This is a genomic window from Thauera sedimentorum (assembly GCF_014489115.1).
GTDB lineage: Bacteria > Pseudomonadota > Gammaproteobacteria > Burkholderiales > Rhodocyclaceae > Pseudothauera > Pseudothauera sedimentorum.
Map to the genome: position 1 here is coordinate 1266524 of NZ_JACTAH010000001.1, position 15051 is coordinate 1281574.

The window sequence follows — 15051 nt, forward strand, 5'->3', positions numbered from 1 at the left end:
TCCGCCAACAAACACGTATCGCCGATAGGGGTTTTCCGAGGTAAAAAGACTGGATTGGCCGGGTTGGATTGGACTTAAGTTGTAAGCCGGCGAACGCTCATCCCGCGCTCGGCGGTTCGGCGCCGAGGATCCAGCCTTCCACCGGGTCGATACCGGGAGGGAGACCGAAGTGCGGCGGGCCGCAGCGCCATGCGCTGGCTGCCTGAACGAGCGCCAGTACCGCGTCCAGCGCGTCGCCCGTCGCGTCGTCCACCAACAGGGCGAGCAGGTCTTGCGGGCCATGCAGGCGCAGCGGCACATGCGGGCCGCCCTGAAGCAGGCAGGCGACCATGTCCGCGCGCGCCTGCCGTCGCGCCGCGCTCTGCAGGCTGCGGGTGTCGCTCTTGTAGGAGTGCGCGGAGAGCCGGCGCGCGAGCAGTCCGGGATAAGCCTCCAGCGCCACGCGTGCCGGGTCGCCGGCGTGCATCCCGGGCAGGTGCATGCCGGCCTCCAGCAGTCGCGGCGCACCTTCAAGGAACATCAGCCCGACCGGCGGGTTCACCAGCTTCAGCGGACTGTGCGAGCGCGCCGGTCCGTCGGTGGCGCGATGCGCGTAGCGGCGCCCGGGCGGACGGCTCTCGCGGTAGGCGTCGAGCGCAGCGCGGAAGGCCGCTTTGCCCAGCGCGCGGCAGTGGGCCACCAGCGCCGCCCAGTCGTCCGGCCAGCCGAGGTCGCGCACCGCCTCGCGCGGCAGGCCGAAGGGAAAGTCGAAGCCGCCGAGCCAGGGGCCGGGGCGGCGCAGGAAGGCTTCGAAGGCCGGCCAGTCGGGCAGGGCTTCCAGGCCGTCGAGCAGCAGCCGGTCGCCCTCCAGCCGGCCGGCGGCCACCGTGATCGCTTTCGCGCGGCGCGGCGCGCTGGTGAAGTCGATCCCGTAGAGCTGCACCGGCGGCAGCGCTCAGCCGGCGTTCTTCTTGGTGCTGCGCTTGTCGCGCAGGAAGAGATGGCTGCCGCGGCGTTCGGATTCGAACAGGCCGGTGGCCTCGATCAGGTCGCCGAGCTTCTTGTAGCCGTAGTTGCGCTGGTCGAAGGAGGCCTGGTTGGTGATGTGCGAGCCGACCGCGGAGAGGCTGGCCCAGCCGTCCTCTTCCAGGCAGGCCTCGACCGAGTTGCGCAGCAGGGTGACCAGGCGGGCGTCGCCCTTGAGCTCCTTGGCGCTCTTTTTCTGCACGTTGGCCGCGGCGGCCTCTTCCTCGGTGCGCGGTTGCGCGCCGAGCGTCTCCAGGTAGAGGAACTTGGAGCAGGCGTTCACGAAGGGCATCGGCGTCTTCTTCTCGCCGAAGCCGTACACCTTGAGGCCGTTGGTGCGGATGCGCATCACCAGCGGCGTGAAGTCGGAGTCCGACGAGGCGATGCAGAAGGCGTCCAGCTTCTGGGTGTACAGCAGGTCCATGGCGTCGATGATCATCGCGCTGTCGGTGGCGTTCTTGCCCTTGGTGTAGGCGAACTGCTGGATGGGCTGGATGGCGAACTCGTGCAGCACCTCTTCCCAGCTCTTCAAACCGGTGCTCTTCCAGTTGCCGTAGGCACGGCGCACGTTGGTGACGCCGTACTTGGCCAGCTCGTCGAGGATGACTTCGATCTTGGCGGCCGGGCAGTTGTCGGCGTCGATGAGCAGGGCGATGCGGGCTTCGTCGGTCATGCGGGGGTGTCCTCGGGCGATGTGCGGTACAGGCGGGCAGCGGTCTCCAGCGTCGCGGCGTGGATGGCTACCGTGTCGTCGATGTGGTGAGCATAGCCGCCGGCCATGGCGATGGCCACCGGTGCGCTGCCCGACTGACAGGCCGAGAAGACCCGGCGGTCGCGCTCGGCCAGCCCCTCGCGGCTCAACGCCAGGCGGCCGAGGCGGTCGCCCTCGTAGGGGTCGGCGCCGGCGAGGTAAATGACCAGATCCGGGCGGAAGCCGTCGAACACCTGCACCAGCGCATCGTCGAGCGCGGCCAGGTAGGCGGCGTCGGCGGTGCCGTCGGGCAGTTCGATGTCCAGATCGCTCGCCGCCTTGCGGAAGGGAAAGTTCTTCTCGCCGTGCAGGCTGAGCGTGAAGGTGGCCGGATTGCCGGCCAGGATGGTGGCGGTGCCGTCGCCCTGGTGCACGTCGCAGTCGACCACCGCGACCCGGCGCGCGTGGCCTTCGGCGATCATCGCCAGCGCGGCGATGGCGGCATCGTTGAACACGCAGAAGCCCGAGCCGAAGTCGCGGTGGGCGTGGTGGGTGCCGCCGGCCAGGTTGGCGGCACAGCCCTCGTCCAGGGCCGCGCGGCAGGCCGCCAGGGTGGCGCCGGCCGAGCGCCGCGAGCGTTCCACCATGGCCGCCGACCACGGAAAACCGATGCGGCGCATCTCGGCTGCGTCCAGCGTGCCGGCCTGCACGTGGTCCAGGTAGGCGGCGTCGTGTGCGCGCAGGATCTCGGCGTCGGTGGCGGCCTCGGGAACGTGGAAGGCGTCGGCCGCGAACAGTCCGCCGGCCTGCAGGCGTTCGCGCAGGCGGGCGTACTTCTCCATCGGGAAGCGGTGGCCCGGCGGCAGCGGCAGCACGAAATGGTCGGCGTAGAAGAGCTTCACGCGGCGGCCGGAAGGTTCAGGCCATACCGAGGCCAGGTAGCTCCGCGGCGCCGTAGAGGGTCTGGAACTCGTCCTCGGGCACCACGGTGACCGCGATCTCCGGCTCGTGCTCGCCGCCGCCGAGAATGACCCCGCGCATCGGCGACACGTCGGCGAAGTCGCCGCCCCAGCCGATGGTGATGTGCTCCAGTTCGGGCATCAGCGCGTTGGTGGGGTCGAAATCCACCCAGCCGTGCCCGGGGCAATGCACCGAGATCCACGCGTGGGTGGCGTCCGCACCGACCAGCCGCGGCTTGCCCGGGGGCGGGCGGGTGAGCAGGTAGCCGCTCACATAGCGCGCCGGCAGGCCCAGCGAGCGCAGGCAGGAGAGCATGAAGTGGGCAAAGTCCTGGCACACCCCGCGGCGGTTCTCGAACACCTCGGTGACCGGGGTGGAGATGTCGGTGGCCTCGGGATCGAAGGTGAACTCGTCGAAGATGCGCTGCATCAGGTGCCGGGCGCCGACCAGCAGCGGGGTGCCGGGCGGGAAGTCCTGGGCGGCGTAGTCGGCGAACTCGCGCTTGACGCGCACATGGCGCGACTCGAACAGGTAGCCGCAGGCCTCCAGCTGTTCCGCGTCCAGCGTACGCCCGGCGCGGTAGGCGAGCGCGTCGCGCACCGCCTCCCAGGCCGGGGAGTCGGCCAGCGCGGGCAGCTCGCGCGGAGCCAGTTCCACCCAGCTCTCGGCGCGGATGAACAGGGTGTCGTGATCGCGCTCGAAGTGCAGGGTCTCCACGGTGTTGCCCATGCCGTCGACGAAGCGCTGGCGGCGGGCCGGCTCCGGGGAGATGTCCAGGCGATGGGCGCAGACGTGCTGCCAGGGCAGCTCGCGCGGGCTCAGCCGCAGCAACTGGCGGGATTCGCCCACCGGCTGGTCGTAGCGGTAACGGGTGTCGTGGCGCACGTGGTAGCGCACCGCGGTCTGCAGCGCGGCGCTCATGCCACCCTCCGCAAGTGCATCGGGCGCACGGTGTGGGTGAAGAAGCGGCGGTGGACGTCCTCCGAGAGATGCCCGGCGGCGTCCTCGGCTTCGGCCAGCAGGGTGCGCAGGGTGCGCACCGCGAGGTCGCAGTCGTCCGCCTCGAAGCGGGTGAGGTCGAAGTCCGCCAGGCGGCGGGCCAGCGGGTCGATCATCAGCGAAGGATAGGGATGGCCGAGTTCGCGCGCGGTGCGGCCGAGGTAGCGCTGCAGCGCGTCCACCTGGAAGCCCACCGAGTGCGGGTTGGTGGTGTCGAACACCAGCAGGTGCACCAGGGGCAGCAGTTCCGGTACCCGGCGATAGCGCGCGCGGTAGGTGACGATGGAGTTGGCCGCTTCCAGCAGCCACTCGAACATGCGCTCGCGCTCGCGCACATGCGGCTCCATCGGCACCGAGATCAGCGCGCTCAGGCCGGCCAGGCGCTCGATGCGGCGGCCGAGGATGAGAAAGCGCCAGCCTTCGTCGCGGGTCATGTCGTCCATCGCGAAGCCGGCCAGCGAGATGCACGAGAGCATCACCTGGTCGATGGCCGACAAGGCCTGGTCCACCGTGTTCACCGGGCGCGAGAGCAGCTGCTCCAGGTGGTTGAGCGCATGCCAGTTGTCCGAGGACAGGCGCTCCTTCACGTGCCCGGCGGAATAGGCCAGCGCGCGCAGGTTGGCAGCGACCGAGCCGGGCTGATCGGCGTCGGTGAGGGCGGCGAGCAGGTCCTGTTCCAGCGAGTGGCTGTCGGTGGCATCCGCATCGGGCTCCGGCAGCACGCCGGTCCGCCGCGCGGCGGCCAGCAGGCCGGACAGGCGCAGTTCGGTTTCCGGGTCGGAGCTGGACACGCGGGCCAGCGCGGTGCGCAGCAGGCGGGCGCTGGCCTCGCAGCGCTCGGCGTAGCGGCCCATCCAGAACAGGTTTTCGCCCACCCGCGAGGGTACGTCGGCTCCGCCGCACACCAGGTCGATCACGCCCAGGCGGCGCTTGAGCAGGCTGGTGCGCACCACCGGGCCGTCGGCGCGCACCCAGGTGTCCTTGGACAGGCCGCCGCGCTGCATGGAGATGACCTCCATGCCGGCGCGCGGCGCCACCCGGCCGAGCGCGCCGGGCATGACGGTGTAGCCGTCCGGGGTGGCCGCGGCGAACACCCGCATGCCCACCGAGCGCGGCATCAGCTTGCGGTTCCACACCGGCGCCTGGGCAAGGCGCACCCACTCCTGGCCGACATAGGCATGCGGCTGGGCAACGATGCGCTCGATCATGCGGCGGCGCGAGTCGCCCTTGAGCTCGTGGCCGAACACGGCATCCATGCGCATGGAGGCGTAGGCCGGCTTGATCACCAGTTCGTCCAGGTGTTCCAGCACGTACTCCAGCGCCGGCTCCTCACCGCACCACCAGCTGGCCACCGACGGCATCATCAGCGGTTCGCCGAGCAGGCGCTCGCAGATCGGCGGCAGGAAGCCGAGCACCGCGGCCGATTCGAGGAAGCCGCTGCCGACCTGGTTGGCCATCAACACGCGCCCGGCGCGGATGGCGCCCATCAGCCCGGGGATGCCCAGCGCGGAGTCGGCACGTAGTTCCAGCGGGTCGCAGAAGTCGTCGTCCAGGCGGCGCAGGATGGCGTGCACCCGGCGCAGGCCGCGCAGGGTCTTGAGATAGACGGTGTCGTCGCGCACGGTGAGGTCCTGCCCCTCGACCAGCGGAAAGCCGAGGTAGCGGGCCAGGAAGGCGTGCTCGAAGTAGGTCTCGTTGTAGGGGCCGGGGGTCAGCAGCACGCTCAGCGGCGCTTCGCCATCGGTGGGGGCCAGGCGGGCCAGGCTGTCCTGGATGCTGCGGAAGAAGCCGGCCAGCGGCTGCACCTGCATCTCGCGGAAGGCGTCCGGGAAGGTGCGCGAGACGATGATGCGGTTCTGCAGCGCGTAGCCGGCACCGGACGGGCCCTGGGTGCGGTCGGCGATCGCCCACCACTGGCCGTCGGGTGCGCGGGCGAGATCCACCGCGTAGCTGTGCAGCCAGATGCCGGCCGGCGGCCGCACGCCCAGACAGGGCCACTTGTAGCCGTGCTGGCCGAACACCAGCGCCGGCGGCAGCAGGCCTTCGGTGAGCAGCTGGCGCGGGCCGTAGAGGTCGGCCAGGATGGCATTGAGCAGGCGGGCACGCTGGGTCACCGCGGCGCCGAGCTGTTCCCATTCGCCGGCGCCGACGATCAGCGGCAGCATGTCCAGCTCCCAGGGCCGCTTGGTGCCCTTGGGGTCGGTATACACGTTGTAGGTGACGCCGTCGGCTTCGATGGCGCCGCGCACGAAATCCGCGCGACGGCTCATCGCCTCGTCGGGGAAGCCGGTCAGCCGGTCGGCGAAGGCCTGCCAGTGCGCGCGCGGCTTGCCGGGCGCAGCGAGCATCTCGTCGTAGCGGTCGGCGGCGAAGGGGTAGCTGTCGATCAGGCCAGCGGGCATGGAGGCGGTTTCTTGGGAGTATGTGAGCAAGGGGGTGAAGGGAGCGGCGCCGGCACAAGGCGCCGCCCTGGGTGGCGTCAGCGCCCGCGCAAGTCTAGCGTGAACGGAAATTCCGCATCGATGCGGGGATTCCCGGCTTCCAGCCGTCCCGGGGTATGCCCCATGCGGAAGAAACGCGCCAGCCGGCGGCTTTCCGCCTCGAAGGCGTTGACCGGGAAGGTGTCGAAGTTGCGCCCGCCCGGGTGCGCCACATGGTACTGGCAGCCGCCCAGGCTGCGGTGGTTCCAGGTGTCGACGATGTCGAACACCAGCGGCCCGTGGGTGCCTATGGTCGGATGCAGGCAGGAGGCCGGCTGCCAGGCGCGGTAGCGCACCCCGGCGACGAATTCGCCCACGGTGCCGGTGGGCACCAGCGGCACGCTCTCGCCGTTGCAGGTGACGCGGTAGCGCTCCGGCGCGGCACCGCAGAGCTTGACCTGCAGGCGCTCGACCGAGGAATCCACGTAGCGCACGGTGCCGCCGGTGGCGCCTTCCTCGCCCATCACATGCCAGGGTTCGAGCGCGGCGCGCAGCTCCAGGCTCATGCCCTTGACCGCGAAGTCGCCGTATTTGGGGAAGCGGAACTCCAGGTGCGGGGCGAACCATTCGGCCTGCATCGGGTAACCCTCGGCCTGCAACTCGTCGATGACGTCGCGGAAGTCCTGCCAGACGAAGTGCGGCAGCAGGAAGCGGTCGTGCAGTTCGGTGCCCCAGCGCACCAGCCGCGGCGGGGTGTAGGGGGCTTTCCAGAAGCGGGCGATGAGGGCGCGCAGCAGCAGTTGCTGGGTGAGGCTCATGCGCGCGTGCGGCGGCATCTCGAAAGCGCGCATCTCCAGCAGGCCGTGGCGGCCGGCGGGGCCGTCGGGCGAGTACAGCTTGTCGATGCAGAACTCCGCGCGGTGGGTGTTGCCGGTGACGTCGATCAGCAGGTTGCGCAGCAGGCGGTCGACCATCCATGGCGGGCAGCCGTCGGGCCCCTGGGCGCAGACGCGGTCCATCTCGCGGAAGGCCAGTTCGATCTCGTACACCGAGTCGTTGCGCGCCTCGTCGATGCGCGGCGCCTGCGAGGTGGGGCCGATGAACATGCCCGAGAACAGGTAGGACAGCGAGGGATGGTTGTGCCAGTAGGCGACCAGGCTCCTGAGCAGGTCGGGGCGGCGCAGGAAGGGCGAGTCGGCCGGCGTGGCGCCGCCGAGCACGAAGTGGTTGCCGCCGCCGGTGCCGATATGGCGGCCGTCGAGCATGAACTTCTCGGTGGTCAGGCGCGAATGGTGGGCCGCTTCGTAGAGGTGGGTGGTCTGTTCGACCAGCTGGTCCCAGCTGGCCGCCGGATGGATGTTCACCTCGACCACGCCGGGGTCGGGGGTGATGCGGAACTTCTCCAGGCGCGGATCGTTGGGCGGCTCATAGCCTTCCAGCAGCACCGGTTGGTCGAGCTCGGCGGCGGCGGCTTCGACCGCGGCGACGATCTCCAGGTAGTCTTCCAGCGTGGCGACCGGCGGCATGAAGATGTACAGGATGCCTGCGCGCGCCTCGGCGCACATCGCGGTACGGGTGATCCAGGCGGCGGATTCGCCGGCCTGCGGGGCGCGGTCGGACGGCGCGGGTGCGACGGTGCCGCGCCGTGTGCTGCCGGCGGGGGGGTGCAGGCCTTCAGCGCCAAGTTCGCCGGGGCCGTACTGGCGGCGCAGGGCCGCATGGGGGGCGAGTGGCGGGTAGTGGTCGAAGGGGTCGGGCTGCTGGATCCACGGGTAGTCGCCTTCCGCCACCCAGGGCTGGGAGTCGAGCGGCAGGCGGTAGCCCAGGGGCGAATCGCCCGGGATCAGGTAGCAGCGCTCGCTGCGCAGGAACCACCGGCCGGTTTGCCAGCGTCCGCTGGCCGGGTCGCGCATCACCGGCAGCACGTGGCCGGTGACGCGGTCCAGCCCGCGGCTGAACACCCGCGCCAGGCGCTCGCGCTCCAGCGGGTCGTCGAGGCGGGCGTCGAAGGGATCGACGTTGGTGGGCAGGCGGCGTTCGCGCCACAGGTAGTAGAAGGCGTCCTCATAGGCCGGGAAGGCGTACTGCGGATCGAGCCCGAGGCGTTCGGCCAGCGCGCGCAGGAAGCGCCCGGCGGTCTGTTCGTCCGCCTCGCCCGGCAGGTGCTCGTCGGCGATCAGCAGCGGATCGTCCCAGATCGGCCCACCGTCCTTGCGCCAGTAACAGTTCAGCGACCAGCGCGGCAACTGCTCGCCCGGGTACCACTTGCCCTGGCCGAAGTGCACCAGCCCCTTGGGCGCGTATTTCTGCCGCAGGCGGTGGAAGAGTTCGGCCGACATGCGCTTCTTGTCCGGCCCCATCGCCGCGGTGTTCCATTCGGCGCCGTCCGGGTCGTCCACCGAGACGAAGGTCGGCTCGCCGCCCTGGGTGAGGCGCACGTCGCCGGCGGCGAGCTCGGCGTCGATGGCGTGGCCCAGACCTTCGATCGCGCCCCATTGCTCTTCGGTGTACGGTTTGGTGACCCGCGGCGCTTCCCAGATGCGGGTCACCGCCATGTGGTGCTCGAATTCGACCTCGCACTCGTCGAGCAGGCCGGTGACCGGCGCCGCCGAGCCCGGCTCCGGGGTGCACGACAGCGGAATGTGTCCTTCCCCGGCGAACAGGCCGGAGGTGGGGTCCAGGCCTATCCAGCCCGCACCCGGCAGATAGACCTCGCACCAGGCGTGCAGGTCGGTGAAGTCGGCCTCGGGGCCGGAGGGGCCGTCGAGCGACTTCACATCCGGGGTGAGCTGGATCAGGTAGCCGGAGACGAAGCGTGCGGCCAGCCCCAGGTGGCGGGCGAGCTGCACCAGCAGCCAGGCCGAGTCGCGGCACGAGCCGGAGCGCTTCTCCAGCGTTTCTTCCGGCGTCTGCACCCCCGGTTCCAGGCGGATCAGGTAGTCGATGTGTTCGTAGAGCTCGCGGTTCAGATCCACCAGAAAGTTCACGCTCTGCTTCTTCTCGCGCGGCACCGCGTCGAGGTAGGCCTTGAACTTCGGGGTCAGTGGCAGCGTCTTGAAGTAGGGCGCCAGTTCCTCGCGCTGCCAGTCCTCGTACTTGAAGGGGATGTGCTCGGCGTAGGGCTCGAGGAAGAAGTCGAAGGGATTGATGACCGCCATCTCGGCCACCAGATCCACCTCGATGTCGAAATGCGTGGTCTTCTCCGGGAACACCAGGCGCGCAAGGTAGTTGGACTGCGGGTCCTGCTGCCAGTTGATGAAGTGCTCGACCGGCTGCACCTTCAGCGAGTACGACAGGATGCGCGTGCGGCTGTGCGGCGCGGGACGCAGGCGGATGGTCTGCGGGCCGAGATTGATCGGCCGGTCGTAACGGTAGCGGGTCAGGTGGTGCAGGGCCACATGGATAGACATCTCGGTTGTCCTCGACGGAAGCGGTTGCACGGCATGCAGCAATTCCCGCGCCATATGGCGCTGAGCGGCCCTGTGCGGCGTGCTTGCTGATGCGGCGCGGGCAGGATGCACCGTCCTCGTGCATCGCCCGGGATGCAGCGCACCATTCCCGTCTGCCGGGCCGGCGGCCGCCGTGGTGTAATAGACCATTCAACAGAGAACAATGAACCCTTGGTGAAGCAATGAGCGTCATCGACATCACGAAAGACAGCCATCAGAAGCTGACCGCCATCCGCCGCGACATCCACGCGCACCCGGAACTCGCCTTCGAGGAGCACCGCACCGCCGAGTTGGTGGCCCGCCACCTGGAGGCGCTGGGCATCGAGGTCCATCGCGGCATCGGCCGCACCGGCGTGGTAGGTGTGGTGCGCGGCGGGCGCGGCCTGCGCGCCATCGGCCTGCGTGCCGACATGGACGCCCTGCCGATGGCCGAGCGCAACGAGTTCGCCCACAAGTCGCGTCACGAAGGCTGCATGCACGCCTGCGGCCACGACGGCCACACCACCATGCTGCTGGGGGCGGCCGAAGTGCTGGCCGCACGGCGCGATTTCGAAGGCACGGTGTACCTGATCTTCCAGCCCGCGGAAGAAGGCGAGGGCGGCGGCAAGGCGATGATCGACGACGGCCTGCTCGAACGTTTCCCGATGGAGTCGGTGTTCGGCATGCACAACTGGCCGGGCATGCCCGCCGGCCATTTCGCCGTGCATACCGGCCCGGTGATGGCCAGCGCCGACCGCTTCGACATCGAGATCCTCGGCCACGGCGCGCACGCCGCCATGCCGCATCTGGGCTGCGACCCGGTGGCGGCCGGCGCGGCGCTGGTGCAGGCGGTGCAGACCATCGTCTCGCGCACCCTGGACCCGATCGACGCGGCGGTGGTGTCGGTCACCCAGTTCCATGCCGGCGAGGCCTATAACGTCATTCCCGACCGCGCGCAGCTCTCCGGCACGGTGCGGGCCTTTTCCGAAACCGTGCAGGCGCGCATCGAGCAGCGCCTGGGCGAACTCTGCGAGGGCATCGCCGCAGCCTTCGGCGTTAAGGTGGACTTCCGCTACCGGCGCGGCTACCCGCCGACCATCAACACCGCTGCCGAGGCCGAGTTGTGCGCCGAGGTGGCGCGCTCGCTGGTCGGCGCGGACGCGGTGCGCACCGATGCGCGGCCGAGCATGGGGGCGGAAGACTTCGCCTATTTCCTGCAGAAGAAACCCGGCGCCTACGTGTGGATCGGCAACGGCCCGGGCGAGGGCGGCTGCACCCTGCACAACCCCAACTACGACTTCAACGACGAGATCATCGTCCCCGGCGTGGCCTACTGGGTGGAACTCGTGCGCCGCATCCTGGGACCGCTGAAGACCTGATCCGGCGCGCCCGACCATGAAGACCCTGAAACTCGCCTTCCGCATGATGCTGCGCGACCTGCGCGCCGGCGAACTGCACCTGCTCGGCCTGGCGATCCTGATCGCCGTGGCCAGCCTGACCAGCGTCGGTTTCCTGGCCGACCGCGTGGGCCGCGGCCTGGACCGCGAGGCCAACCAGCTGCTCGGCGGCGACCTGCTGCTGCGCGCGGATCACCCGTGGTCGGAGAATTTCGTGGACGCCGCCCGCGAGCGCGGGCTTGCGACCGCCGGCACGGTGCTGTTCACCAGCATGGCCAGCACCGCGGAGCGTGCCGTGCTGACCGGCGTGAAGGCGGTGGACGAGGGCTACCCCTTGCGCGGCGCGGTGCGCATCGCCCCTGGCCCCAACCAGGCGGACGCGGAAGCCGGCCGCGTGCCTGCACCCGGCGAGCTGTGGCTGGACGAGCGCCTGTTCGCCGAACTGGGCGTGAAGCTCGGCGACACCGTAGGCCTGGGCCTGGTGGAGTTCCGAGTCGGCGGCATGGTCACCTTCGAATCCGACCGCGGGGCGAACTTCTTCAGCCTGCTGCCGCGCGCCATCTTCAACACCGCGGACCTGCCGGCGACCGGCCTGCTGGTCGAAGGCAGCCGCGCCACCTGGCGCCTGCATGTGGCCGGCAGCCCGCAGGACGTGGCTGCCTACGAAGCCTGGGTCAAGGACAACCTCGGACGCGGCGAGCGCCTGGAGAGCATCGACAATGCCCGCCCCGAGGTGCGTGCCGCGCTCGACCAGGCGCAGCGCTTCCTGCGTCTCGCGGCGCTATTGGCGGTCATTCTTGCTGCGGTGGCGGTGGGCTTGTCCTCGCGCCGTTTCATGGCCCGCCACCTCGATGGCTGCGCGGTGATGCGCTGCCTGGGTGCGGGGCACGGCCAGGTGCTGCGCCTGTTCGTCGGCGAGTTTCTGCTCTTCGGCCTGGTGGCGGCGCTGGCCGGCTGCGCGCTCGGCTGGCTCACCCAGTTCGCCCTGGCCGGGGCGCTGGCCGAGGTGGTCGCCACTTCGCTGCCCGCGCCCTCGCTGATGCCGCTGGCGCACGGGCTGGCCGTCGGACTGGTGCTGCTGGTCGGCTTCGCATTGCCGCAACTGCTGCGCCTGGGCGCGGTGCCCACGCTGCGCGTGCTGCGCCGCGAACTGGGCGGGGTGGAGCCGGTCACCGGCCTGGCCTGGGCGGCCGGTGCCGCTGCCCTGCTGGCCATCGTGTTCTGGATCGCCGCCGAACTGCGCCTGGGCCTGATGGTGGCCGGCGGCTTCGCGGTGGCGTTGGGCGTGTTCGCCCTGGCTGCGCGCGTGGTGCTCGGCCTGGCCGCCCGTCTGCGTGCAGGCGGGCCGGCGGGTGGCTGGCGCTACGGGCTGGCGGCGCTCTCGCGGCGCATGGGCGGCAGCGTGATCCAGGCCACCGCGCTGGGCATCGGCCTTACCGCCTTGCTGCTGCTCACCCTGATCCGCGCCGACCTGCTGCAGACCTGGCGGCAGACAGCCCCGCCGGATGCGCCCAACCGCTTCGTCATCAACATCCAGCCCGACCAGCAGGACGGAATGCGTGCCGCCTTCCGCGCCGCGGGACTGCCCGAGCCGGAACTGAAGCCGATGATCCGCGGGCGCATGACCGCGATCAACGGCGAAGCGGTCGACCCGACGCAGTACGAGGACAACCGCACGCGGCGGCTGGCCGAGCGCGAGTTCAACCTGTCCTACGGCACACAGCTGCCGCCGGGCAACATGGTGTCCGCCGGTGCCTGGCATGGCGATGCCGGCTCGCCACAGTTGTCGGTGGAAGAGGGGCTGGCAAAGACCTTCTCGCTGAAGCTGGGCGACGTGGTGGCCTTCGAGGTCGCCGGCCAGCAGGTCGAGGCGCCGATCACCAGCGTCCGCCGCCTGGAATGGGATTCGATGCGGGTGAACTTCTTCTTCATCGCCTCGCCCGGCCTGCTGGACGAGCATTCGGCCAGCCTGATCACCAGCTTCCACCTGCCGCCCGAGCAGCACGGCTTCACCACCACCCTGGTCAACCAGTTCCCCAACCTGTCGGTGATCGACATCGCTGCGGTGCTGGCGCAGGTGCAGGCGATGATGGACAAGCTGATCGTGGTGGTGCAGTTCGTCTTCGGCTTCTCGCTCGCGGCCGGCCTGGTGGTGCTGTTCGCCGCGCTGCAGGCGACCCACGACGAGCGCGAGTACGAGCTGGCGATGCTGCGTACCCTGGGTGCGCGCAACAATCAGGTGCGTCACGCGCTGATGGCGGAGTTCCTCGCGCTCGGGGCGGTGGCCGGCGTGCTGGCCGGCATCGGCGCCAGCGCCATTGGCTGGGTGCTGGCCGACCAGGTCTTCCGCATGGATTACGTGCCGGGCGTGCTGCCGGTGAGCGCGGGCGCCGCGCTCGGCGCGCTGGGCGTGCTGGCCGGGGGCTGGGTGGGCGTGCGCCGGCTGCTGGGCCGTCCGCCGCTGGCCAGTCTGCGCGCACTGGGCTAGGGCGGCAGGCGGCTGCGCTGGCAGGGGCGGTCCTGGCTGTGCGACTACGGTGGCCGGTCTTCTGACGGGGGTATCGCGGCCAAGGCCGCTCCTACATGGAGCGGTCTTGCGGGGGTATCCTGCGACAGGATGCTCAGTCGGTTAGGCTGAGTGAGGAGGGGGCGCATTCGACGCGATTGCGCCCCTTGCGCTTGGCGGCATACATGGCCAGGTCGGCACGCTCGACCAGGTCGTCCATGCGGTCGCCCGGGCGCAGGCTTGCGCAGCCCACCGAGATGGTGACCTGCAGCGGCGCGCCGCCCACATCGATCTGCAAGCCGGCGACGCGGGCGCGCAGCAGTTCGGCAGTTTCCGCTGCGGCGTCCTGGTCGGTTTCCGGCAGCAAGAGCACGAACTCCTCGCCGCCGTGGCGGGCCAGCAGGTCGCTGTGGCGCGTCTCGCTGCCCAGTGCGCCGGCAATGCGGGCGAGCACCTGATCGCCAGTCGCATGCCCCCAGTTGTCGTTGATGCTCTTGAAATGATCGATGTCGATCATCAGCAGGGACAGCGGGCGGCGGTAGCGGAAGGCGCGCTCCAGCTCGAAGCGCAGGCGGTCCATCAGCGTGCGGCGGTTGGCGAGGCCGGTGAGCGGATCGCTCGCCGCCAGGCGTTGCAGTTCCAGGTTCTGGTCCGACAAACGGTCCAGCAGCGCGCCGAGTTCGGCGGTCATCTGGTCGAGCTCGTCACGGGGGCTGCCCGAGCGCAGTCGCTGCGCCTCCACCGTGCCGCTCATCATGCCGTCGCGCAGTCGTGCGATGCGCCGCAGCAGGCGCCGGTCGACCAGGCGGTACTGGGCGAACATCAGCACGCCTACCAGCAGCCCGGCGCCAATGAGCAGCGCGCCCTGAAGCCAGCGCTGCTGCGCGAGTTGTTCGCGCTGGGCACTGAAGGCGTTTTCACTGTCGTGGGTGGCGATGGCGGCGTGACTCGCCAGCGTGAGCCCCAGATCGTCCAGCCGGCGGGCAAGGTCGCGCTCACTGCGCCGGGCTTCCAGCAGGCGGTCGGCCGGTAGCAGCCCTTGATCGACATCCCTCGCCACCTCGATGCGCCGCTCGGTGGCCGCGAAGGCCAGTTCGGCGGTGTGGCGTATCTCGTTCAGGGTACTGGTCAACGCGTCGTTCAGTTTCCCGGGCCCGGACCCCAGCGTGTCCTCGATGAGTGCCAGGCCGCCGGATACCATGTCATGAACGGTTCGCGCCTCGGCCTGGGTCATGGCAAGCGGCAGGCGGGCCACATGCACGCTGAGCGCCCTGCTGTCCGCTTCCAGCTGAAGGGCGGCGTGCCAGTTCGGCAAGGCCACTTCTTCCAGCCCGACCGCGCTGCGCTGGATCTGGAACTGGACCACGAGCGGGGCGCCGATGGCGCAAAGCAGGACGGCCGACATCACCGCCGAGAAACGCAGAAAGCTGCTCCTCACCGAGCGGGCGGAAACGGCAGGAGGGCGTTCGGGTGGCATGATCCAGGGCAGCAGATGGAGCGCGATGCCTTTCATGCTATACCATTTGGCGTAGTTTCAAATCCATCGGATGAGATTGGCCGCGGCTGCGGCGTGGCGAAGGGGACTGCGGCCGGGGCCGGCTGTGCCCGAGAACACTGTGGAGGCAGGCATGGGGATGCTTCGGTT

The 15051-nt window shown here is 70.1% G+C and carries 9 protein-coding genes; 2 read left to right on the forward strand and 7 right to left on the reverse strand.

Annotated features, from left to right (window positions below; translation table 11 throughout):
- Nucleotides 1–97: 97 nt before the first annotated feature.
- From IAI53_RS05720 to IAI53_RS05745, 6 genes are all read right to left on the reverse strand, one after another.
- Nucleotides 98–922, reverse strand: coding sequence for a DUF429 domain-containing protein (locus tag IAI53_RS05720; protein ID WP_187717161.1), 825 nt, complete (start codon nt 920–922; stop codon nt 98–100).
- A 12-nt stretch (nt 923–934) separates the two neighbouring features.
- Nucleotides 935–1678 carry an NYN domain-containing protein gene (locus IAI53_RS05725; protein WP_187717162.1) on the reverse strand — a complete coding sequence of 248 codons (744 nt, stop codon included), beginning with the start codon at nt 1676–1678 and terminating at the stop codon, nt 935–937.
- Nucleotides 1675–2598 (reverse strand): histone deacetylase family protein, encoded by a 924-nt coding sequence (locus IAI53_RS05730; RefSeq protein ID WP_187717163.1) that lies wholly within the window; start codon nt 2596–2598, stop codon nt 1675–1677. Before IAI53_RS05730 ends, IAI53_RS05725 begins: the two co-directional genes overlap by 4 nt.
- A 16-nt stretch (nt 2599–2614) precedes the next feature.
- Nucleotides 2615–3577 carry a transglutaminase family protein gene (locus IAI53_RS05735; protein ID WP_187717164.1) on the reverse strand — a complete coding sequence of 321 codons (963 nt, stop codon included), beginning with the start codon at nt 3575–3577 and terminating at the stop codon, nt 2615–2617.
- Nucleotides 3574–6057 carry a circularly permuted type 2 ATP-grasp protein gene (locus tag IAI53_RS05740; RefSeq protein WP_187717165.1) on the reverse strand — a complete coding sequence of 828 codons (2484 nt, stop codon included), beginning with the start codon at nt 6055–6057 and terminating at the stop codon, nt 3574–3576. The genes IAI53_RS05735 and IAI53_RS05740 overlap by 4 nt, the downstream gene beginning before the upstream one ends.
- 77 nt (nt 6058–6134) lie before the next feature.
- A complete protein-coding gene (locus IAI53_RS05745) occupies nt 6135–9485 on the reverse strand; it encodes a transglutaminase family protein (RefSeq protein WP_187717166.1) in 3351 nt (1116 codons plus the stop codon).
- Between the two features lie 221 nt (nt 9486–9706).
- Between IAI53_RS05745 and IAI53_RS05750 the strand changes: the two genes are divergently transcribed.
- On the forward strand, nt 9707–10882 hold the full coding sequence (locus IAI53_RS05750; protein ID WP_187717167.1) for a M20 aminoacylase family protein: 1176 nt from the start codon (nt 9707–9709) through the stop codon (nt 10880–10882).
- A gap of 16 nt (nt 10883–10898) precedes the next feature.
- Nucleotides 10899–13388: an ABC transporter permease gene (locus IAI53_RS05755; protein WP_187717168.1), complete on the forward strand. Its 2490-nt coding sequence runs from the start codon at nt 10899–10901 to the stop codon at nt 13386–13388.
- A 133-nt stretch (nt 13389–13521) separates the two neighbouring features.
- On the opposite strand, the gene IAI53_RS05760 is transcribed toward IAI53_RS05755, so the two are convergent.
- Nucleotides 13522–14919, reverse strand: coding sequence for a GGDEF domain-containing protein (locus tag IAI53_RS05760; RefSeq protein WP_187717169.1), 1398 nt, complete (start codon nt 14917–14919; stop codon nt 13522–13524).
- Nucleotides 14920–15051: the final 132 nt, after the last annotated feature.

What these genes read in the sequence shown, in the direction of transcription:
- IAI53_RS05725 (WP_187717162.1), bottom strand. Translation starts at nt 1,678, where the DNA reads ATGACCGACGAAGCCCGCATCGCCCTGCTCATCGACGCCGACAACTGC.
- IAI53_RS05735 (WP_187717164.1), bottom strand. Translation starts at nt 3,577, where the DNA reads ATGAGCGCCGCGCTGCAGACCGCGGTGCGCTACCACGTGCGCCACGAC.
- IAI53_RS05740 (WP_187717165.1), bottom strand. Translation starts at nt 6,057, where the DNA reads ATGCCCGCTGGCCTGATCGACAGCTACCCCTTCGCCGCCGACCGCTAC.
- IAI53_RS05745 (WP_187717166.1), bottom strand. Translation starts at nt 9,485, where the DNA reads ATGTCTATCCATGTGGCCCTGCACCACCTGACCCGCTACCGTTACGAC.
- IAI53_RS05750 (WP_187717167.1), top strand. Translation starts at nt 9,707, where the DNA reads ATGAGCGTCATCGACATCACGAAAGACAGCCATCAGAAGCTGACCGCC.
- IAI53_RS05755 (WP_187717168.1), top strand. Translation starts at nt 10,899, where the DNA reads ATGAAGACCCTGAAACTCGCCTTCCGCATGATGCTGCGCGACCTGCGC.
- IAI53_RS05760 (WP_187717169.1), bottom strand. Translation starts at nt 14,919, where the DNA reads ATGAAAGGCATCGCGCTCCATCTGCTGCCCTGGATCATGCCACCCGAA.